The organism is Streptomyces sp. DH41 (assembly GCF_029813785.1).
GTDB lineage: Bacteria > Actinomycetota > Actinomycetes > Streptomycetales > Streptomycetaceae > Streptomyces.
Genome location: NZ_JARVKY010000016.1, coordinates 27,199 through 45,790, shown reverse-complemented (window position 1 = coordinate 45,790; position 18,592 = coordinate 27,199). Strand labels below are relative to the sequence as shown.

Sequence of the window (18,592 nt, the reverse complement as noted above, 5' to 3'; positions counted from 1 at the left end):
TTATATCGGGCATACGAGGTTCTGCCGGGCTTCTCAGACAGCACTCAGGCCGCTCTCATACGGGGGCGGGAAGCTCATGAACATGACCGAGAGCCTCCGCCACAGCGGCGAGTACGAGCACGCGAACCCGTATCAGGGGACCCACCAGCACGCCTCCTCTCCCGTCAACCCCGAGTGGCCGCCCCCGCCGGTCCAGCCGCCCGCCGCCTCCTTCCAGGACGGTCGGGCCGAGCCGCCGCGCAAGAGGCGCACGGTCCGGCGCGGCCCCGCCGCCCTGCTCGCGACCGTGGCGATCGTCGCGGCGGCCGTCGGCGGTGGCACCGCGTACGGCATCCAGGAGCTGACCGGCAGCGACACCGTCGCCTCCAGCGCCACCAGCGCCAACGTGGTGCCCTCCAGCCAGAAGGGCACGGTCGCCGGGGTCGCCGACGCGGTCAGCCCGAGCATCGTCGAGATCAGCGCCACCTCGAACGCCGGTTCGTCCACCGGCTCCGGCGTGATCATCACCGATGACGGCGAGATCATCACGAACAACCACGTCGTCTCCGGGGCGTCGTCCGTCAAGGTGAGGACCAGTGACGGCAAGCAGTACACCGCCCAGGTCGTCGGCACCGACAGCAGCAAGGACCTCGCACTGATCAAGCTGGACGACGCCTCCGGCCTGAAGGCCGCGACCCTCGGCGACTCCGACGGTGTCGGGGTCGGCGACCAGGTCGTCGCGATCGGCTCCCCGGAGGGCCTGACCGGCACCGTGACCAGCGGCATCGTCTCGGCCCTGGACCGTGACGTGACCGTCTCCACGGACGAGGGCCGGCAGCAGGAACAGCAGCGGCAGGGCGGTGGCTGGCCGTTCGAGTTCGGTGGTCAGGAGTTCAACGGCGACACCGGCTCGTCCACGACGACGTACAAGGCGATCCAGACCGACGCGTCCCTCAACCCGGGCAACTCCGGCGGCGCGCTGATCGACATGAACGGCAACATCATCGGCATCAACTCCGCGATGTACTCGTCCGCCGAGTCCTCCGCCGGCGCGGGCAGCGTCGGCCTCGGCTTCGCCATCCCGATCAACACCGTCAAGGCCGACCTGCCCGCCCTGCGAGCGGGCGCCAACAGCTGAGCCGGCACGACGCATGATGCGACGTGCGACGCTGAAGGCGTTGGCAGCCCGTATCCCATCCCACCCGAGGACCCCGAGCCCATGAGCCCCGCAGACGGCGACCGCGACCGTGACACCCAGCGCATCCTGATCGTCGACGACGAGCCGGCGGTCCGCGAAGCACTCCAGCGCAGCCTCGCCTTCGAGGGGTACGGCACCGAGGTCGCCGTCGACGGCGCCGACGCCCTGGAGAAGGCGGCCGCCTACCGGCCCGACCTGGTCGTCCTCGACATCCAGATGCCCCGCATGGACGGTCTGACCGCCGCCCGCCGGATCCGCGGCGCGGGCGACATGACCCCGATCCTGATGCTGACGGCCCGCGACACGGTCGGCGACCGGGTGACCGGCCTGGACGCCGGCGCCGACGACTACCTGGTCAAGCCCTTCGAACTGGACGAGCTGTTCGCCCGTATCCGCGCGCTGCTGCGCCGCAGCTCCTACGCGGCGTCGGTCGCCGCCACGGCCGAGGACGACGACGCCCTCACCTTCGCCGACCTGACCATGGACCTGGGGACGCGGGAGGTCACGCGGGGCGCGCGGCCGGTCGAACTGACCCGTACGGAGTTCACCCTGCTGGAGATGTTCATGGCGCACCCGCGCCAGGTCCTCACCCGGGAGCAGATCCTCAAGGCGGTCTGGGGCTTCGACTTCGAGCCGTCGTCCAACTCCCTCGACGTGTACGTCATGTACCTGCGCCGCAAGACCGAGGCGGCCGGCGAGCCGCGCCTCGTCCACACGGTCCGCGGCGTCGGCTATGTCCTGCGGCAGGGCGGCGCGGAGTGAGAAGCCCGGTACGCCGTGTCCGTGCGCTGCCCATCCGGGCGCGGCTGTCGTTGCTGGTGGCGGCGGCGGTGGCGTTCGCGGTGGCGGCGGCGGCGGTGGCGTGCTGGTTCGTGGTGAAGAGCGTCCTGGTGAGCTCGCTGGACGAGGCTCTGAAGGCCAACCGCATGGATGTGCAGCAGGTGAGCAAGTACCTCGACCTACGCACGTTCCAGTGCGCGCACGACCCTGGCACACACGAACAGAACCCCTACGGCTCGTCCGTACAGCTCGTGGACCGCACAGGTGGTAGCTGTCTCGTCATCGGCACGGAGGAGGTCCCGCTCACCGACGCCGACCACGCCGTGGCGGAGGGCGAGTCCTCCAGCGCGCTGCACGACGCCACGGGGTCCGACGGCACCCAGTACCGGGTCTTCACCTACACCGTGTCGGATCTGCGGGGCGTCGCCGTCTCCGCCGCGCGGCCGCTGAGCGAGGTGAACAGCTCCCTCAGCAACCTCGCGCTCGTGCTCGTCTTCGTCGCGGGCGCCGGAGTCGTCGGCGCGGGCGCCGCCGGCCTGTGGGTGGCCCGCGCCGGCCTGCGCCCCGTCGACGAGCTGACCCGGGCCGTCGAACATGTCGCCCGCACCGAGGACCTCACCGTCCGCATCCCCGTCGAGGACGACAGCGAGGACGAGATCGCCCGCCTCTCCCGCTCCTTCAACAGCATGACCTCGTCCCTGGCCAGCTCCCGCGACCTGCAACAGCAGCTCATCGCCGACGCCGGCCACGAACTGCGCACCCCGCTCACCTCGCTGCGCACCAACATCGAACTCCTCACCCGCAGCGAGGAGACCGGCCGCCCGATCCCGGAGGCGGACCGCAAGGCACTGCTCGCCTCGGTCAAGGCGCAGATGACGGAACTGGCGGCGCTGATCGGCGACCTCCAGGAACTGTCCCGCCCCGACACCGGCCAGCACGCGGGCCGCACCCGCATCCTCGCCTGGCACGACGTCGTCGAGTCGGCCCTGCGCCGCGCCCGCCTGCGCGGCCCGGAGCTGACGATCACGGCGGACGTGCGGCCCTGGTACGTACGGGCGGAACCGGCCGCCCTGGAACGCGCGGTCGTCAACATCCTGGACAACGCGGTGAAGTTCAGCCCGGACTCCGGCACCGTCGACGTGTGTCTGGCCGACGGCGTCCTCACCGTCCGCGACCACGGTCCCGGCATCCCCGCCGACGAGCTCCCCCACGTCTTCGACCGCTTCTGGCGCTCCCCGAGCGCACGCGCCCTGCCCGGCTCGGGCCTCGGCCTGTCCATCGTGGCGCGGACGGTGCAGCAGGCGGGGGGCACCGTGAGCCTGACGCGGGCCGAGGACGGCGGTGACGGAACAGTGGCGACCGTACGGCTGCCGGGGGCGCCGGTACCGCCGCCGGAGGTGGACACGGTCGACGGGGGTCAGTGGTAGCCGAGCATGCCGGGGGCGTCGATGTCGACGGTGAGGAAGCCCGGTGGGTAGAGATCCTCCTGCCCGGTCAGGATGATCGACATGCCCCCCGAGTCCAGGTGCGGCGTCGCCACGTAGAGCGCGTGACACGTATCGGCACCACCCCAGCCGTCCCGCACCATCCCGCCGACCGTGATGGCCGCGACCTGACCGAGCGGATCGATGTGCAGGCCCGGAAGCGCCATCAGCGCGCCTCCGACGTTCGCCTCACTCTCCTCGGCCTTCATGAGGCACAGCGCCGGGAGGTGCAGCCAGTCACCCGGCGTGTGAGCGACATTGTCGGCGAGGCGATGGAGGGCCTCGTGGCCATGGGCGAGCGCCAGAGCCGCACCCGCGTCCAGAATGATCACGCGGCTTGCTCCCCGAGAGCCCGGGTCTTGTCCGCCGCCATCGCGTAGATGTTGGCCAGCACGTTCGGTCCGCTCTCGAACTCCTCGTCGCTCAGTGTGCAGCCCAGCCGTTCACGCAGCACCGTGCGCGTGGCCGCCACCCGCTCCGCGATCTGCTCCGCCGTCGGCTGCTCCGAGGCCAGCTGCTCGACCAGCTGGCCGAGGGTCATGCCTCGCTCCTTGGCGACCTGCGCGAGGTGGTCGCGGGCCTGGCGTGACACCTGAATGGTCGTGTTCTCTGCCATGGCCCCACCATAGTCACCTCACGGCCAGAGGGTCGCCGCCCGCCGCTCCCCTTCACCCGAAGGTGCCTACGGCACGCCGTCCGCTTGACCCCTTCGACTCCGTAGCGCCAGACGTGGGGTGAGCACACGCACCTCCGCACCGCGGCTGTTCAGCCACTGCTCGAGGTCGAGCCCGTCGATCTCGCGCCGCACGCCCGCCCGGTCGATGACCGCGGGGCCGAAGAGTGTGCCTGAGAGCCCGGTCACGATCGTGTACTCGTCGATCACCGCCTTGAAGGACGTCTCCCGCACTGACGCATGGGACAGGTCGGCGCCCTCCAGCCGGGTGCCGACCAGCGAAGCGCCGTTGAGTCCGGCCGACGTGAAGCGAGCGGACCGGGCGTCGACCTCGTACAGGCCGGCGCTGCCCAGGTTCGCCCCGTCCAGGATGGTGCCGCGCAGGGAGGCCTCGTCCAGCTCGGCCTTGGCCAGCCACGCGCTGGAGAGATCGGCCCGATCGAGCAGCGCGCCTTCCAGGTGGGCCCGGTAGAGGTCGGTGCCGACGAGCTTGGCATCTCGGAGGACGGTCTCGCAAAGAAGCCCCATCGCGAGGACCGTGCCCGACAGATCGGCCCGGGAGAGGTCGAGTGCCGAAACGTCCAGTAGTGAATCCGCTTCGTCGGCCCACTCCCGCAGAACGGCGGCGGCCTCCGCGTCCGGCGGCAGCAGTGGGACGACTCGCCTCACATCACGGATGCCGGACAGTGCGCTCACTGACGGTCGTCACACTTGATCCCCGTCAGGAAGGCCCCCCACGGGCTCGCCCCGAACAGGAGCGCCCGGCCGTCCGGCACCTTGCTGTCGCGCACCGGGACGAGGCCGACGTAGCCGTCGGCCACCTCGACGCAGTTCGATGCGCCGCCGTCGCTGTAGGACGACTTACGCCAGGCCGCGGTGGTCAGGTCAAGGGTTCGGTTCATGATCTGCACTCCTCAAGAAGGCGCTTGATGAACGCCGTCGACTCCGCCGGAGTCAGAGCCGCGTCCCTGACCAGATCGTAGGACAAACGAAAGGACAGAACCTTGTCCGGATCGTCGATCAATTGGCCGATGCTGTTGCCTTCCACATAGGCGACAGGGTCGCCGAGCCGCTGCCACAACAGGATGAGATCGCTGCTCATGAGGTCGTGTACTCCTGCGGCATAGGGAAGCACCTGGATGGCCACAGACGGCAGTTCCGCCGCGTCCACCAGGTGTGACAGCTGCTCAGCCCAGACCCTCACGTCGGGAACCGGCCGCCGCAACGCCCCTTCGTCCAGGATCACCCGGACACTCGGCGCAGGGTGGCGGTGCAGCAACTCCTGCCGTCCCAGGCGCAAGGCGACCTGTTCCTCGACCGCCTCGCTGTTGTCTGCCTTGGTCTGGGCTCCGGACAACCCCGACAACACCGTCCGCGCGTAGGCCTCCGTCTGCAACAGGCCCGGCACTCGGAGCTGGAACAGCCACATCACCCGTGCCGTCGACTCCAGTTCCATGAAGTCCTTGTACTTGTCCTTGACGACCTCCCGGCGCGCGTCCCGCCACAAGCGGACCAACAGGTCACCGGTGCCGTGATACCTGTCCAGGTCTTCCATGACCGCCCGTTTGGAGAGCCGTTCACCCTTCTCCAAGCGGTACAGGTAGCTCTTGTCGTACGAGGTCTCCTCGGCCAGCTGGCCAAGCGACTTGGCCGCCTTCTCACGGAGTATCCGGAGCGTCCCACCCAGCTCGGCGCGCCTCGACTGCCCCTCGTCGACCGGGTGTTCCTCCATGCCTGCCCTCACCATTGTCCGCTGACCAGGCAACGCCTGGCCCCTTTCGCAGCGTACGCGCAGGCAGTGACCATCGAGACACGAAACGTAATCTCCCCCTGGCCGCAGCTCCGAAGGGACAGACCTCATGGACGCCTCTCCACTCCGCCTCCTCCCCTGGACCACCCCCGAAGGCAACCCCTGCTACCTGAGCACCGACGACAGCCGCAGCCTGCTCTCCCGGCTCGCGGACGACATCGAGGAAGCCCAGTTGGGCTCGGGCGAGCAGGTGCTCGCGGGCGCTCGGGCGGTGCTGGCCGACCGGAAGGCCGGTGAGCGGGCGTTGCGGTTCGCGCTGACCAGGGCGACGGAGTCGCTGGAGGACGTGGTCCGCATCGCGGTCAGTCGCGGGGAGCGTGTCCAGTCGGGGCGCAGGTGACAGGGCGCAGTCCGGCCAGCAGGACGTCGAGCAGGTGCTCGGCCCGTAGGGGTGCGGCGTCGCCGGTGCGGGTGAGGAGTTGGTAGAGGACGGAGCCGATGAGGGCGTCGGCGACGGCTTCGAGGTCCGCGTCGGCGCGGAATTCGCCGCTCGCCACTCCCGCCCGCAGGCAGCCGACGACCGCCTCGTACTGCGGGCGGGTGTGGTGCCGGTAGAGGCTTTCGGCGTCGTGCGGGCTCTCGGCGGCGGCAGCGGTCAGCGCGAGGATCATGGCGGCGTGGCGTGGGTCGCCGGCCGATGTGGCGTAGGCCCGGAACCAGGCGGTCAGCCGCTGGGTGGCGTCGCCCACGGCCTGTGGGCCGGGCGGGTGGATGGCGGGCACGGCGGCGTGGAAGCTGTGCCATACGACATCGCCGACCAGGGCCGCTTTGGCGGACCAGCGCCGGTAGAGCGTGGGTTTGCCGACGCCCGCCGCTGCGGCGACCTTCTCCATCGACAGTCCGGCGTATCCGTCGCGCAGGAGGACATCCCGTGCCGCCTCCAGGATCGCCTGGTCCGTGGCCGCGTCCCGGGGCCGTCCAGGCCGCCGCACCTCATCCATAGCTGCTTATCCTACGAGAGGATCTTTTAATTACGAGCCGTATCGTTACGTAATGGAGGTGCCCCATGGGCACGAACGTGGTCGTCGTCATCGGTGTCGGCGGCATGGGACAGGCCATCGCCCGACGTCAGGGCGCGGGCAACAAGCTGCTGCTCGCGGACTATGACGAGAGGACTCTCGCCGCCGTGGCGGATCTCCTGCGCGGTCAGGGCCACGACGTCGTCACGCGGCCCGTCGACGTCTCCTCGCGGCCCTCGGTCACCGCTCTCGCGGACGCGGCGGCACAGCTCGGTTCCGTGACCCAGGTCGTGCACACGGCGGGGCTGTCGCCCGTTCAGGCGCCGGCCGACGCCGTGCTGAAGGTGGACCTGCTCGGTACGGCGCTGGTCCTGGAGGCGTTCGGGCGGGTCGTCGCGCCCGGCGGCGCGGGGGTGGTGATCTCCAGCATGGCCGGTCACATGCTGCCCGCCCCGCTGAGCCCGGAACAGGAACGGGCCCTCGCCCACACGCCCGCCGACGAGCTGCTGGAGCTGCCCTTCGCCGATCCGGAGGTTCTGGGGCGGGGTACCTACGGGTTCGCCAAGTACGGCAACCGGCTGCGCGTCCAGGCTGCCAGCGCCTCCTGGGGCGAGCGGGGGGCCCGGATCAACTGCATCAGCCCCGGCGTGATCGCCACTCCCATGGGGCAGCAGGAACTCGCCGGGGACAGCGGCCGGGCGATGCGCGCGATGATCTCCGCGTCGGGCACCGGCCGTGTGGGCACCCCCGACGACATCGCCGAGGCCGCCGCCTTCCTGCTCGGCCCCGGCGCCACCTTCATCACCGGCAACGACCTGCTGGTGGATGGTGGTGTCGTCGCCGCCATCCGTTCCGGCCGCCTCACTCCGGGCGCCTGACCCCGGTCGCCGGGGTACGGCAGGCCCTGTCGTACCCCGGCCCGAGTCGACAGCCTCGCTGTTCCGGTCCTCACTCCTGGGCACACGGTCTCAGCGGACGGCACACCCAGAACGGACAGCGGACATCATGACGCGGTCGCCGTCATGTCACGAACGTGTCCTGAGCACGATCAAGAGGCAACTGGGGCAACCACACCGACTGTCCTGGAAGGCAGAACGCCACACCGGCGACAGCCCCCCACGCAGAGGACAGACACCAGCATGCGCACTCGGAAGATCTCGGTACTGACCATGACCGCGGTGGCCCTCGGCCTGGCACTGACGGCATGCGACGGCGGCGGCGTCGACAACGCGTCCTCTTCCGCGAGCGGCTCGTCGGCCGCGGCCACGAGCGACGCGCAGTCCGACACTGCGGAGGGCAAGTCGTCGGGCACGCCCGCCAAGCCCGACACGAAGTGCACGGACCAGCTCGACTACGCGGGCGACTCCCGCTCCAACGCCGAAATCAACTCCATCGGCACAGACACCGGCACCTGCCCGCCCGTCCAGAAGTCACCGTCCGACACCAAGTGCACCGACCAGCTCGACTACACCGGCGACTCCCGCTCCAACGCCGAAATCAACTCCATCGGCACAGACACCGGCACCTGCCCGCCCGTCCAGAAGTCGCCCTCCGACACCAAGTGCACCGACCAGCTCGACTACACCGGCGACCCCCGCTCCAACGCCGAAATCAACTCCATCGGCACAGACACCGGCACCTGCCCGCCCGTCAAGCGGAAGTGAGACACACCGGACACCGTGAGGCCGGTCGCTTCGACGTCAGCAGGGTGCTGCCCCGTCCTTCGGTTCTCGTGAAGAAGGCCGACGGCCCTGTCAGACCTCGCGCGTAGGCTGCCGACTACAGCCGATCAAGGAGCGGGGCACGTGCGAATAGAGCGTCACCAGGTAGACGAGCGCGCCGTGTCGGCAGCGCGCGAGGACTTCGTGAACCGCATCGGGGGGCAGGTCAGGTCCATGTCGAGGGCCGACCGGATGACCACCTACGAATGGCAGTCGATCTCCGACGAGTTCCTCGACTACCTGGGTTCCCTGTCCGTCGAGACACCCGACCTCGACACCGCCGAGGCGAAGGCCGCGCTGAAGGACGCGTCCGAGGCCGCGGCCGGCGCCGTCGCCTACGCGGCCTACCACCCTCACAGCAGCTTCCATGTCTTCCTGGATTACGTGAACTTCGGCATGAGCTACGACCCGGGCGCGGACGGTCCCGCGGAGAGCGTCACGCCCGGGGAGTGGGTCGACGCGCTGTGCCTGTCGGTCCTCGGGGACAAGGTCAGATGGCACGGCGAGGCCTTCTACTTCGCCCGGCAGAAGTTCGCCGGGCAGGCGCCGGGAACGCCCGGTCACGAGCTCGCCGCAGGGCTGGCGGCCGTGGTCCTGGACGACATCGGCGACGACGAGGAGTACCCGCCGAGCGCGCGCGCCAAGCTGGCCGCCGTCGACGCGGCTCTGGACCGCGTCCGTACCCGCGCCGAGGAGACGGGCGAGCCGCTTGTGGAATGGCCGGGCAGCGTGGCGCTGCGAACGCTGCGCGCGCTGGCCGCCGAGGACCGGGACGCCTTCGACGCCGCGCTGGCCGACCTCCTGGTCGGGCACGCGAACCTGCACGGCGGCGCGGCGTCCCCCAGCAGCCTTCTCCCACTCGTCCCCCTGGCCCTCGCCGCACTCGCGTACCGGACCCTGGGCTGGACGCCCGCCGTCCGAACCGACTACCTCCCGCACGCGCTGGTCACCGGCTTCGAGACCCGGGGCCCACGGGTCGCGGGGTTCGGCCGGGACCGGCGGCCGGACGCGGTGGCCGAGCTCGCCGCGGGCCCGCTGGTGGTGGAGCGGCCGGCCCTCGACTGGACGGTGAGTCCACAGCTCGAGGCCATGTACGAGAAACGCGCTCGGGAGGCGTTCACCCCCGTCGACGGAAGGCCCCTCGCCGTCTGGCGGCTCGCCGGCGTCATGGGCGACCAGGAACGTCTCTTCAAGTGGCGTGCGGGGGCCCCCGGCGGTGTCGGTGCCACGGACGCCCAGCTCTCGTGCCTTCGGCTGGCCTCGCAGGCGGGAGCGGCCTTGTTCCGCGTCGCGCTGGCCCAGCCGGGCTCCGAGGCCGAGGTGATCATCGACGGCCGCACGCTGCGCTACCCGGCCGAGCGGAAGGAGAAAGCCGGAGCCGGCAACTGGCAGAAGGCCACTGCCTTCGCCCTTGTCACCGGCGCACCGGAGGACCTTGCCCCCCTGGTCCTCACCGGCCCCGCCGCCGTCCGTCCGGACAGCGGCGCCTTCGCCGCGTATCGGGAGGCCCTCCACGCCTATCTGAAGGGCGCCGAGCCCGAAGCAGCCGCGCAGCGGGCCTTGGAGCAGGCCGAGCGAGCCAAGGACCGGGGCTTCGCCATGCCGCCGGCCGTGCTGCTGTCGCAGCTCGTGGAAGGCGACGAGGAGAGCTTCAACCTGGCCCTGGCCGACGCGCTCGAAGCCCACCGCGCCTACTACCAGGTCGCGGACCGCGCCGACGATCCGGACGCCTCCGTCAACCTCGATGCCCTTGCCCTGGCCTGCCACGCCCGCCGCCGCGGCTGGGACATCCGCGTCGAATCCGCCTACCTCCCGCAAGACCTCCTGCGGGCCGCTGAACCCTTCTAGTCGGCCGGCCGGCAAGGCCGGCCCGCGGTGGCGGCCCATGACGGCGGCCCATGACGGCGGCCCGCGGTGACGGCCCGTGGTGACGGTCGGCGGCACCCGCCAGCGACACCCTGCCACCCAAAAAGGCGAGGACGATTCAGGCCATTTGTTCACACCCCGCTCATAAGAGCGCACCGTGAACTTCGCACGCCATACGTACTCGCTTCGGAGGAAGCGCCCCGCCCCCGGCACGGCCACCATGCACACCGAGTCGCGGGAGGGGCCCGGTACACGTCGGCCTCGCACGGCGCCCGCCGCGTGCGTACCGGGCCCCTCCCCGCAGTCGGTGGCCGACTACTGGACGACCGTGATCCGGTCGGCCGCCGGCGGGGCGATCGGTGCGGTCGCCGACGAGTTGGCCGTCAGATACTGCTCCAGCGCCGTCAGGTCGTCCGCGCCGACGAGTTCGTTCGCGCCCTCGCCCAGCGTGGTGAAGCCGTCGCCGCCGCCCGCGAGGAAGCTGTTCGACGCGACGCGGTAGGTGGCCGCCGGGTCGACGGGCGCGCCGTTCAGGCGGATGGAGTCCGTGACGACGCGGTCCGCGCCCGTCTTCGTCAGGTCCAGGGTGTAGGTCAGGCCGGAGGAGACCTGGAGGATCTTCGGGGCCGCCTCGTTCGCGCCGCTGACCTGCTCCTTCAGCACCTGGATCAGCTGGGCGCCCGTGTAGTCCTTCAGATTCACCGTGTTGGCGAAGGGCTGGACCGTGAAGCCCTCGGCGTACGTGACGACGCCGTCGCCCTCGCTGCCCGTGGACGCGTACGTCAGCGGGGCGCGGATGCCGCCCGGGTTCATCAGGGCCAGGTCGGTCTCCGGGTCCTGGGTCCTGCCGTACGCGAGTTGCGCGTCGGCGATCAGGTCGCCGAGCGGGGACTCGGTGCCGGTCCGGTCGATGTCGCCGGAGATGTAGCCGACGGGGCGGTTGCCGATCGGGGCGGCGAGAGTGTTCCACCGGTCGATCAGCCGGGTCATGTCCGGTGCCTTCGGGACGTCCCGCGTCACCACGTGGTTCGCCGACTTCACGGCCGTACGGGCGATGTCGCCGGTACGGCGGTCGTACGTCAGCGTCGTGTCCGTGTAGAGGCGGCCGAAGGACGCGGCCGACGTGACCGTGCGGGGGTTGCCCGACGGGTCGGGGATCGTGCAGGCGTACGCCGCGTGGGTGTGCCCGGTGACCAGCGCGTCGACCTGGGGCGTGACGTTCTTGGCGATGTCGGCGATCGGGCCGGAGACGCCGTCACCGGCGCCCGGGGAGTCGCAGTCGTAGTTGTAGGAGGACGAGGCCGGGAAGCCGCCCTCGTGGACCAGGGCCACGATCGACTTCACGCCCTGGCGCTGGAGCACCTTGGCGTACTTGTCGATCGTCTCGACCTCGTCCTTGAAGGAGAGGCCCTTCACGCCCTCCGCCGAGACGATGTCCGGGGTGCCCTCCAGGGTCACGCCGATGAAACCGACCTTGACGCCCTTGTGCTTCCACACCCAGTACGGCTTCAGAATCGGTTTGCCGGACTCCTCGTCGAGGACGTTCGCCGCCAGGTACGGGAAGTCGGCGCCCTTGAACTCCTTGTCCGTGTAGCAGCCCTCGGTGGGGTGGCAGCCGCCGTTCTGGAGGCGGCCGAGCTCCGCCGCGCCCTCGTCGAACTCGTGGTTGCCGACGCTCGTCACGTCCAGGTCGAGCTTGTTCAGCGCCTCGATGGTCGGCTCGTCGTGGAAGAGGCCGGACAGGAGCGGGGACGCGCCGACCATGTCGCCGCCGGCGGCGGTGATGGAGTAGCGGTTGCCCTCGCGGGCCTCGCGGAGGTGAGTGGCGAGGTACTCGACGCCGCCCGCGTCGACCGTCTTCGTCGTACCGTCCGGCTGGATCTCGGTGACCCGGCCGGAGGAGCCGGTCGGCGGTTCCAGGTTGCCGTGCAGGTCGTTGAAGGACAGGAGCTGGACGTCCTGGTAGCGGCCGTGGCCGTGACCATGCCCGTGGCCGCCGTTGCCGCCATGGCCGCCGTGGCCCCGGTGGCTCTCGCCCGCGTTCGCCGACGCCGGCAGGGCCGCGGCGGCGAGCGCCCCGGCGGTGACGACCGTGGCGGCGACGGCGAGGAGCCGGTTCGTACGGCGTCTACGGCGCGGTTGGTGCGACTGTGCTGTGGCTGGCATGCGCCCCCCTGTGGGTGTGCGTGACGCGAGCCGCTGAGGAGACGGCCCGCCGGCGCAGCAGCCTAGAGTCAACGCGCGTAGCGCGACAGGGGGAACCGGGTTACATCCTGGTTTAACTTCCCCCTCCCGCACTGCCGCCGCTTTGCCGCACCCGCCCCTTAACCTCGTATGCATGACCAGCGACGACATCGTGCAGCCCGGCCACCCCCGCTCGATCGAGACCCTCGCCGAACTCACCCCGGAACAGAGCGACACCGTCCTCGCCCTGCTCACCGAGGCCGCCCGCAACGACGGGCAGCAGGCCGTGTCCGAGCAGGGACGGCTGCAACTGCGCGGCCCGGCGCGGGAGGGCGTCGCCCATCTGCTGCTCACCACCGACGGTGGCGAACTCGTCGGCTACGCCCAACTGGAGGGCACCGACCCGATCGAGCCCCCGGCAGCCGAGCTGGTCGTCCACCCCTCGCACCGGGGCCGGGGGCACGGGCGCGCCCTGGGTTCCGCGCTGCTCGCCGCCTCCGGCAAGCGGCTGCGGCTCTGGGCGCACGGCGGCCACTCCGCCGCCCGTCATCTCGCCCAGGTCCTCGGTCTGACCCTCTTCCGTGAACTGCGGCAGCTGCGTCGGCCGCTGGCCGACCTGGACCTGCCGGACCCGCGACTGCCCGAGGGCGTGACCGTCCGCACCTTCGTGCCGGGACGGGACGACGCGGCCTGGCTCGCGGTGAACGCCGCCGCCTTCGCCCACCACCCCGAGCAGGGCGCCCTCACCCAGCGGGACCTCGACGACCGGAAGGACGAGGCCTGGTTCGACCCGGCGGGGTTCTTCCTGGCCGAACGGGGCGGCGAGCTGATCGGCTTCCACTGGACCAAGGTGCACGCCGAGGAACGGCTCGGTGAGGTGTACGTCCTCGGCATTCGCCCCGACGCCCAGGGCGGCGGCCTGGGCAAGGCCCTGACCACCATCGGCCTGCGGCACCTGGCGGAGCGGGGGCTGCCCACGGCGATGCTGTACGTCGACGCCGACAACACGGCGGCGGTGTCCGTCTACGAGCGCCTGGGCTTCGTCACCCACGAGACGGACCTGATGTACCGCACGGAGACGTGAGGGCCCGCGCGTCGGGGCAGACGTGAGGGCCCCACACGTCAGACCGGTCCGTCGGCCTCGCACGTCAGACCGGCCCTCCGGCCCCACGCGTCAGACCGGTCCGCCGGCCCCACGCGTCCTCCGGCGTCCCACGGGCTCCGGTCCGCACAGCCCCACGCGTCAGACCGGTCCGTCGGCCTCGCACGTCAGACCGGCCCTCCGGCCCCGCACGTCAGGCCGGTCCGCCGGCCCCACGCGTCCTCCGGCGTCCCACGGGCTCCGGTCCGCACACCCCCCACACCACGGCCACCGCCCCCAGCAGCACCGCCCACCGGTCGTGTGCCGACGGCCACCGCGGATCGTCGGGCGGCACGAACAGCGCCCAGTCCTCCGGCGAGAGCAGGGGCGCGAGAACGGCCGTGAGCAGCAGCGCCGCCGCGATGAACGGCCCCGGACGCGCCTCGTCCGTCAGCCGTACCGCCGTCGCGGCACCGGCGAGGGCGAGCACGCCCAGCGCCGCCGCCTCCAGGGTGATGTCACCGGCCGGGGGACGGGACGCCGAGGGGGCGAGCAGCAGTACGGCCGTCCACCACAGCGCGGCGAGCGGTGCGACCAGGGCGACCCGCAGCGCCTGCCGCAGCGGGCGCCGGGCCGGGAGGGGAGCGGTGAGGTGCCGGGCCGGGTCGTCCAGCAGGAAGGCCAGGCCTAGCGCGCCGATCAGCGCGGTCCCCCGTAACAGGGTCAGTGTCTCCCAGGGGCTCGGCTCCCCGCCGACGACGACCGGTGTGGCCGCGAGCAGCAGCCCGGCGGTCCCGGCGGCGGCCAGCGCCCGCCACGGCAGCGTGCGCCAGACCGGGACGGCCAGGGCGAGCGTCAGTCCTCGCACGAGTCCGCCTTCTCCGGCCCGGCCACGCCCAGCAGTTCGGCGGCCCGCGCGGTCGTGACGTCCGGCGAGGTCAGCTCGGCCCAGTGCGCCTTCACCTGGTCCCCGACACCGGGACGCGGCTTCTCCAGCAGTCGCCGTACGACGTCCGTCTGCCCCTCCGTCATGGAGAGGGGGTCGGTGGGCGACAGGACGATGGCGGAGCCCTTCACGCTGTCGTCGAGACGGACCCGGCGCATGGCGTCCATCGGGTCGTCCTGCCAGCTCAGGGAGAGCCACATGAGGGTGACCATCCGCCCGTCGCAGATCTCGCTCCCCGCCTCCTCCGTCCCCGCGACCAGCACGGCGGCGACGGCACTGGAGAACTCGGGCACCCGGTTGCCGCCCCACGCGGTGCCCACCGTCACCTGATCGGCACCGGTCAGGCCGGGGATCGCGGCGTCGCCGTCCATCCCGTACCGGGCGTCGATCCGCTGTCGTACGACGAGCCGCCGCTCGTGCGCCGATCCGCCCGCCAGGGACTGGACCCGGTCCACGACCCCGGCCCAGGTTCCGGTGCGGGGCGTCCACTCGGGGAAGGCGCAGTACGTCGACCGGCCGTGCTCGACGCAGGTCTGCTCGGGGCGCACCGAGGCGCGCTCGCGGGCCGCGGTCAGTTCCGGTGACGGCGCCACGCCCCGGGCCTGCAGCACTCCGCCCGTCACCGCCAGCGCGAGGGTCAGGGCGACGCCCGCCCGGACGGCCAGGTTCCGCCCGCCGGCGAGGAGCACGGCGAGGAAGGCCGCGCACAGGGCCGCGCCCGCCAGGTACAGGGCGTGCCAGGCGGCGGGCCGTCCCAGCAGGTCGGAGGGCAGGGTGTTGGAGCTGTTCTCGGCGACGACGGGTGCCAGCCACGACAGGCCGCCCGCACCGCCCGGCGCCGTGCCGAGGACGAGCGTGAACAGCAGCAGGACGACCACCAGCGGCGCGGCGAGCGCCGAACGCGCCACCCGGGCCAGCAGTACTCCGACGGCCCCGGCCAGCAGCACCGTCAGCGGTCCGACGAGGAGTTCGGCCGGCGAGCCGTGGCCGATGGCGCCCGGCTTGAAGGCCTCCCAGGCGAACTGGCCGGTCACACACACCGCGACGAGCGCAGCGGCCGGTACGACGGACAGCGCGTGGGCGACCGTACGGCGCCAGGGCGGCAGCACCAGCACCGCGAAGTGGGGCTCGGTGCCGTGCCGCTCGGAGCGCAGGACCGCGTAGTTGGCGCACAGCAGGACGGCGAGGCCGACGAGCATCGGCATGCTCTGGGTGGCGCGGTCGACGTCCTGCAACGCCGGGTAACCGTCCCACGAGCTCCGTGTGCGCCAGACGATCCACGCGACGTACGCCGCGAAGGCGATGACGACGGGGACCCGCAGCAGCAGGCGGCGCGCCTCGAAACGTGCCAGGGCGAGCACGGCCCGCGCACTGCCGCGCGGTTCGGTCTCCATGGCGGCGGGCGGGGTCGCCGTCAGTACGGTGCCGGCGCTCATGCGGCCACCTCCGCGTCGGCGCCGTCGAGGGCGAGCAGGTAGCCGTCTTCGAGGGCGGGGGCGACCAGCTCCGCTCCGGCGGGCGGGTCGCCCACGTTCCGGAAGGCTCCGGTCCCGGTGCGCCACCCGGCCTTCGCGCCCGGGTCCTTCTCCGTGCTGCTCCACACGCGCCCGGCGGCCCGCGCGGTCAGCTCGGCCGGGGTGCCGTCGAACCGCACGGCCCCGGCGGCCATGACGACGACCCGGTGGCAGAGCATCGCGACGTCCTCGGTCTGATGGGTGGACAGCAGGACGGTCCGCCCTTCCCCCGCCCCGGCGATCAGCTCCCGGAACCGCATCCGCTGCTCCGGGTCCAGCCCGACGGTCGGTTCGTCGAGGACCAGGAACCCGGGGTCACCGACCAACGCGGCCGCGAGCGCGACCCGCTGCCGCATGCCCCCGGACAGCTTCTTGATCCTGCGCCCGCGTACGTCCCGCAGGTCGACCTCGTCCAGTACCCGCCGCACCTCGCGGTGGCGGGCGGCACGGTCCGTCAGCTCCTTCAGGATCGCGACGTAGTCGACGAACTCGAAGGCGGTGAAGTCCGGATGGAAACCGGGCGTCTGCGGCAGGTAACCGAGCCGCCGCCGCACCTCCTGCCGCCCCCGCGCGGTCGCCGGGTCGTGCCCGAGCACGGTGAAGGCCCCCCGGTCGGCGGGCACGGCGGTGGCGAGCACCCGCAGCAGCGTGGTCTTCCCGGCCCCGTTGGGTCCGAGCAGCCCGGTGACGCCCGGGGTCAGCCGCAGTGACACGTCGTCGAGGGCGCGGGTACGGCCGTAGTGAAGGCCGAGCCCGGAGGCGGAAACGGTGGGGGGGTTCATACGGCGGTACTCCCGTGCAGGAAGGGGACGACGAGCAAGAAGGAGACGAGCAAGAAGGAGACGAGCGGGACGAAGACGAGCGGGCAGGAGGCGTGCGGGCAGGAGGCGTGCGGGCAGGAGGCGTGCGAGAAGCCGGGGCTCACGCGGCGCCCCGCGGACGGACGGAGCCGTCGAACCGGTCACGGAACAGAAAGAGCAGCCCGGCACCCAGTACGGCCACCACCCCGGACACGCCCTGCCCGGCCGCGGTGAACGGCGCCAGCGGACCGTCCTCGGCCGCGCGCGCCGCGTCCGCGGCCAGCAGCACGGCCACCCACGCCCCCGCGACGGCCAACGGCGCGCCCACCGGACCCAGCCGGGGCGTCAGCGCGAGCCCGGTCGCGGTGAGGGCTAGCCCGGGCAGCAGCCAGGCCAGGGCGCGCAGCCCGTATCCCGGCAGGGCGAGGGTCGCCAGCCCGTTCACCCCGAGCGCGACGGCCAAAACGGCGACCGTCCGGATCATCAGCAGCCGGAAGCCGTGCATCGGCGAGACGACCGCCATCTCGTACGTCGGGTCCAGCGCGGGCCCGTAGGCGAGCGCCACCCCGGCCAGCGGCAGCAGCGGCGCGAAGGCGAGGAACAGGGTGGGCGTGCGGACGGCGCCCGCCGTGAAGGCGACGACGAAGGTCGTCAGCAGCACGGCGACGACCGCGCCGAGCCAGGACCGGCGCAGTACGGGGGTGGCCGCGAGCAGCCGCGCGGTCGCGTCACCGACGCCGCACCGCACCAGCAGACCCTCGAACCGGCCCGGCCGGGGGGCGTCCAGTTCGGCGTCGAGCCGTTCCCAGCCGATGTCCAGAGCCGCTCGGTCACTCACCTCGGCGAGGACGCCGCGGCAGTGCGCGCAGGCGGTCAGGTGGGCGTCGGCGGACCACAGTACGGGCGCCGCCAGCTCGCCCCGGGCGTAGGCCCGCAGGTCGTCCTCGTCCACGTGCCAGGTGTTCCGGCGACGGCTGTCCTCGATACTCATGCCAGCGCCTCCCGCAGCTGTCGGCGGGCGCGCATCGCCCGCGTCTTGACCGTGCCCGGCGGAATGCCGAGCAGGACGGCCGCCTCACGGGTGGTCAGCCCGTCGACGACGGTGGCCTGGAGCACCGCGCGCAGCTCCGGGGAGAGCCGGACGAGCGCGCCGGCGAGGTCGCCGTGCTCGACGCCGGCGAGGACGCGCTCCTCGGCGGAGGCCTCGTCCCGGTGCCGCAACCGTGCCAGTGCCTGCCGCAGCCGCCCCCGTGCCCCGTCGCCGCGCAGCACGTCGACCAGCCGCCGGGACCCGATCCGCCACAGCCATCCGGCCACGTCGCCTTCCTCGCGGTAACGCGCGCTGCCGCGCCACACCGCGAGAAAGGTCTCCTGTACGACGTCGTCGACGACACCGGCGTCGGCGCAACGGCCGCGCATGCGTGCGGTCAGCCAGGGGGCGTACCGGCGGTACAGCTCCTCGAAGGCGCGCCGGTCGGCATCCGCCGCGACGGCCCGCAGCAGCTCCCCGTCGCTTCTCGTTTCGCTCACGTCTCCTCATCGGACGAGCCCGGCCAACCGGTTCACACGATCCCAAGCGGAAATCCCGGGCGGGGAA

At 72.0% G+C, this 18,592-nt stretch carries 21 protein-coding genes; 8 read left to right on the top strand and 13 right to left on the bottom strand.

Going from position 1 to position 18,592, the window contains the following annotated elements:
• Positions 1-76: 76 nt before the first annotated feature.
• The 3 genes from QC283_RS24480 to QC283_RS24470 all read left to right on the top strand — a co-directional run bounded on the left by QC283_RS24480 (position 77) and on the right by QC283_RS24470 (position 3,384).
• Positions 77-1,117: a S1C family serine protease gene (locus tag QC283_RS24480; protein WP_279563818.1), complete on the top strand. Its 1,041-nt coding sequence runs from the start codon at positions 77-79 to the stop codon at positions 1,115-1,117.
• Between the two features lie 81 nt (positions 1,118-1,198).
• Positions 1,199-1,939, top strand: a complete 741-nt coding sequence (locus QC283_RS24475; RefSeq protein WP_279563817.1) for a response regulator transcription factor — start codon at positions 1,199-1,201, stop codon at positions 1,937-1,939.
• Positions 1,936-3,384, top strand: coding sequence for a sensor histidine kinase (locus tag QC283_RS24470; RefSeq protein ID WP_279563816.1), 1,449 nt, complete (start codon positions 1,936-1,938; stop codon positions 3,382-3,384). Before QC283_RS24475 ends, QC283_RS24470 begins: the two co-directional genes overlap by 4 nt.
• On the opposite strand, the gene QC283_RS24465 is transcribed toward QC283_RS24470, so the two are convergent.
• The 5 genes from QC283_RS24465 to QC283_RS24445 form a co-directional block, all read right to left on the bottom strand.
• The gene (locus QC283_RS24465; RefSeq protein ID WP_279563815.1) at positions 3,375-3,773 is read right to left on the bottom strand and encodes a hypothetical protein; all 399 of its coding nucleotides are present in this window, start codon (positions 3,771-3,773) and stop codon (positions 3,375-3,377) included. The two genes, QC283_RS24470 and QC283_RS24465, sit on opposite strands and share 10 nt — an antisense overlap.
• On the bottom strand, positions 3,770-4,057 hold the full coding sequence (locus tag QC283_RS24460; RefSeq protein WP_279563814.1) for a hypothetical protein: 288 nt from the start codon (positions 4,055-4,057) through the stop codon (positions 3,770-3,772). The genes QC283_RS24465 and QC283_RS24460 overlap by 4 nt, the downstream gene beginning before the upstream one ends.
• Positions 4,058-4,123: 66 nt before the next feature.
• Entirely contained in the window at positions 4,124-4,810 is a 687-nt protein-coding gene (locus tag QC283_RS24455; protein ID WP_279563813.1) for a pentapeptide repeat-containing protein, read from the bottom strand.
• On the bottom strand, positions 4,807-5,016 hold the full coding sequence (locus QC283_RS24450) for a DUF397 domain-containing protein (RefSeq protein ID WP_279563812.1): 210 nt from the start codon (positions 5,014-5,016) through the stop codon (positions 4,807-4,809). Before QC283_RS24450 ends, QC283_RS24455 begins: the two co-directional genes overlap by 4 nt.
• Complete coding sequence (locus QC283_RS24445; RefSeq protein WP_279563811.1) at positions 5,013-5,846, bottom strand: helix-turn-helix domain-containing protein; 834 nt, start codon at positions 5,844-5,846, stop codon at positions 5,013-5,015. Before QC283_RS24445 ends, QC283_RS24450 begins: the two co-directional genes overlap by 4 nt.
• A 127-nt stretch (positions 5,847-5,973) precedes the next feature.
• Here QC283_RS24445 and QC283_RS24440 point away from each other — a divergent pair, with 127 nt between their 5' ends.
• Positions 5,974-6,264 carry a hypothetical protein gene (locus QC283_RS24440; protein WP_279563810.1) on the top strand — a complete coding sequence of 97 codons (291 nt, stop codon included), beginning with the start codon at positions 5,974-5,976 and terminating at the stop codon, positions 6,262-6,264.
• Here QC283_RS24440 and QC283_RS24435 read toward each other — a convergent pair.
• Positions 6,227-6,865, bottom strand: a complete 639-nt coding sequence (locus tag QC283_RS24435) for a TetR/AcrR family transcriptional regulator (protein ID WP_279563809.1) — start codon at positions 6,863-6,865, stop codon at positions 6,227-6,229. The genes QC283_RS24440 and QC283_RS24435 overlap by 38 nt on opposite strands.
• Before the next feature lie 65 nt (positions 6,866-6,930).
• Here QC283_RS24435 and QC283_RS24430 point away from each other — a divergent pair, with 65 nt between their 5' ends.
• The 3 genes from QC283_RS24430 to QC283_RS24420 all read left to right on the top strand — a co-directional run bounded on the left by QC283_RS24430 (position 6,931) and on the right by QC283_RS24420 (position 10,452).
• Positions 6,931-7,761, top strand: a complete 831-nt coding sequence (locus tag QC283_RS24430; RefSeq protein ID WP_279563808.1) for an SDR family oxidoreductase — start codon at positions 6,931-6,933, stop codon at positions 7,759-7,761.
• 261 nt (positions 7,762-8,022) lie between these two features.
• Complete coding sequence (locus tag QC283_RS24425; protein ID WP_279563807.1) at positions 8,023-8,547, top strand: hypothetical protein; 525 nt, start codon at positions 8,023-8,025, stop codon at positions 8,545-8,547.
• A gap of 141 nt (positions 8,548-8,688) precedes the next feature.
• Positions 8,689-10,452, top strand: coding sequence for an immunity 49 family protein (locus QC283_RS24420; RefSeq protein WP_279563806.1), 1,764 nt, complete (start codon positions 8,689-8,691; stop codon positions 10,450-10,452).
• 333 nt (positions 10,453-10,785) lie between these two features.
• On the opposite strand, the gene QC283_RS24415 is transcribed toward QC283_RS24420, so the two are convergent.
• Complete coding sequence (locus QC283_RS24415) at positions 10,786-12,636, bottom strand: bifunctional metallophosphatase/5'-nucleotidase (RefSeq protein WP_279563805.1); 1,851 nt, start codon at positions 12,634-12,636, stop codon at positions 10,786-10,788.
• 172 nt (positions 12,637-12,808) lie between these two features.
• On the opposite strand from QC283_RS24415, the gene mshD reads away from it, so the two are divergent.
• Positions 12,809-13,738: a mycothiol synthase gene (mshD, locus tag QC283_RS24410; RefSeq protein ID WP_279563804.1), complete on the top strand. Its 930-nt coding sequence runs from the start codon at positions 12,809-12,811 to the stop codon at positions 13,736-13,738.
• Between the two features lie 211 nt (positions 13,739-13,949).
• On the opposite strand, the gene QC283_RS24405 is transcribed toward mshD, so the two are convergent.
• The 6 genes from QC283_RS24405 to QC283_RS24380 are packed head-to-tail and all read right to left on the bottom strand — an operon-like array spanning position 13,950 to position 18,525.
• On the bottom strand, positions 13,950-14,603 hold the full coding sequence (locus QC283_RS24405) for an ABC transporter (RefSeq protein ID WP_279563803.1): 654 nt from the start codon (positions 14,601-14,603) through the stop codon (positions 13,950-13,952).
• Positions 14,591-16,117 (bottom strand): ABC transporter permease, encoded by a 1,527-nt coding sequence (locus QC283_RS24400; protein ID WP_443032678.1) that lies wholly within the window; start codon positions 16,115-16,117, stop codon positions 14,591-14,593. Before QC283_RS24400 ends, QC283_RS24405 begins: the two co-directional genes overlap by 13 nt.
• A complete protein-coding gene (locus QC283_RS24395) occupies positions 16,114-16,977 on the bottom strand; it encodes an ABC transporter ATP-binding protein (RefSeq protein ID WP_279563802.1) in 864 nt (287 codons plus the stop codon). The genes QC283_RS24400 and QC283_RS24395 overlap by 4 nt, the downstream gene beginning before the upstream one ends.
• Complete coding sequence (locus tag QC283_RS24390; protein WP_279563801.1) at positions 16,974-17,120, bottom strand: hypothetical protein; 147 nt, start codon at positions 17,118-17,120, stop codon at positions 16,974-16,976. The genes QC283_RS24395 and QC283_RS24390 overlap by 4 nt, the downstream gene beginning before the upstream one ends.
• Positions 17,117-17,986 (bottom strand): zf-HC2 domain-containing protein, encoded by an 870-nt coding sequence (locus QC283_RS24385; protein WP_279563800.1) that lies wholly within the window; start codon positions 17,984-17,986, stop codon positions 17,117-17,119. The genes QC283_RS24390 and QC283_RS24385 overlap by 4 nt, the downstream gene beginning before the upstream one ends.
• Positions 17,983-18,525 carry an RNA polymerase sigma factor gene (locus tag QC283_RS24380; RefSeq protein WP_279563799.1) on the bottom strand — a complete coding sequence of 181 codons (543 nt, stop codon included), beginning with the start codon at positions 18,523-18,525 and terminating at the stop codon, positions 17,983-17,985. The genes QC283_RS24385 and QC283_RS24380 overlap by 4 nt, the downstream gene beginning before the upstream one ends.
• Between the last annotated feature and the right edge of the window lie 67 nt (positions 18,526-18,592).

What these genes read in the sequence shown, in the direction of transcription:
- mshD (WP_279563804.1), top strand. Translation starts at nt 12,809, where the DNA reads ATGACCAGCGACGACATCGTGCAGCCCGGCCACCCCCGCTCGATCGAG.
- QC283_RS24385 (WP_279563800.1), bottom strand. Translation starts at nt 17,986, where the DNA reads ATGAGTATCGAGGACAGCCGTCGCCGGAACACCTGGCACGTGGACGAG.
- QC283_RS24450 (WP_279563812.1), bottom strand. Translation starts at nt 5,016, where the DNA reads ATGAACCGAACCCTTGACCTGACCACCGCGGCCTGGCGTAAGTCGTCC.
- QC283_RS24435 (WP_279563809.1), bottom strand. Translation starts at nt 6,865, where the DNA reads ATGGATGAGGTGCGGCGGCCTGGACGGCCCCGGGACGCGGCCACGGAC.
- QC283_RS24425 (WP_279563807.1), top strand. Translation starts at nt 8,023, where the DNA reads ATGCGCACTCGGAAGATCTCGGTACTGACCATGACCGCGGTGGCCCTC.
- QC283_RS24445 (WP_279563811.1), bottom strand. Translation starts at nt 5,846, where the DNA reads ATGGAGGAACACCCGGTCGACGAGGGGCAGTCGAGGCGCGCCGAGCTG.
- QC283_RS24480 (WP_279563818.1), top strand. Translation starts at nt 77, where the DNA reads ATGAACATGACCGAGAGCCTCCGCCACAGCGGCGAGTACGAGCACGCG.
- QC283_RS24395 (WP_279563802.1), bottom strand. Translation starts at nt 16,977, where the DNA reads ATGAACCCCCCCACCGTTTCCGCCTCCGGGCTCGGCCTTCACTACGGC.
- QC283_RS24440 (WP_279563810.1), top strand. Translation starts at nt 5,974, where the DNA reads ATGGACGCCTCTCCACTCCGCCTCCTCCCCTGGACCACCCCCGAAGGC.
- QC283_RS24475 (WP_279563817.1), top strand. Translation starts at nt 1,199, where the DNA reads ATGAGCCCCGCAGACGGCGACCGCGACCGTGACACCCAGCGCATCCTG.
- QC283_RS24460 (WP_279563814.1), bottom strand. Translation starts at nt 4,057, where the DNA reads ATGGCAGAGAACACGACCATTCAGGTGTCACGCCAGGCCCGCGACCAC.
- QC283_RS24415 (WP_279563805.1), bottom strand. Translation starts at nt 12,636, where the DNA reads ATGCCAGCCACAGCACAGTCGCACCAACCGCGCCGTAGACGCCGTACG.
- QC283_RS24430 (WP_279563808.1), top strand. Translation starts at nt 6,931, where the DNA reads ATGGGCACGAACGTGGTCGTCGTCATCGGTGTCGGCGGCATGGGACAG.
- QC283_RS24400 (WP_443032678.1), bottom strand. Translation starts at nt 16,117, where the DNA reads ATGAGCGCCGGCACCGTACTGACGGCGACCCCGCCCGCCGCCATGGAG.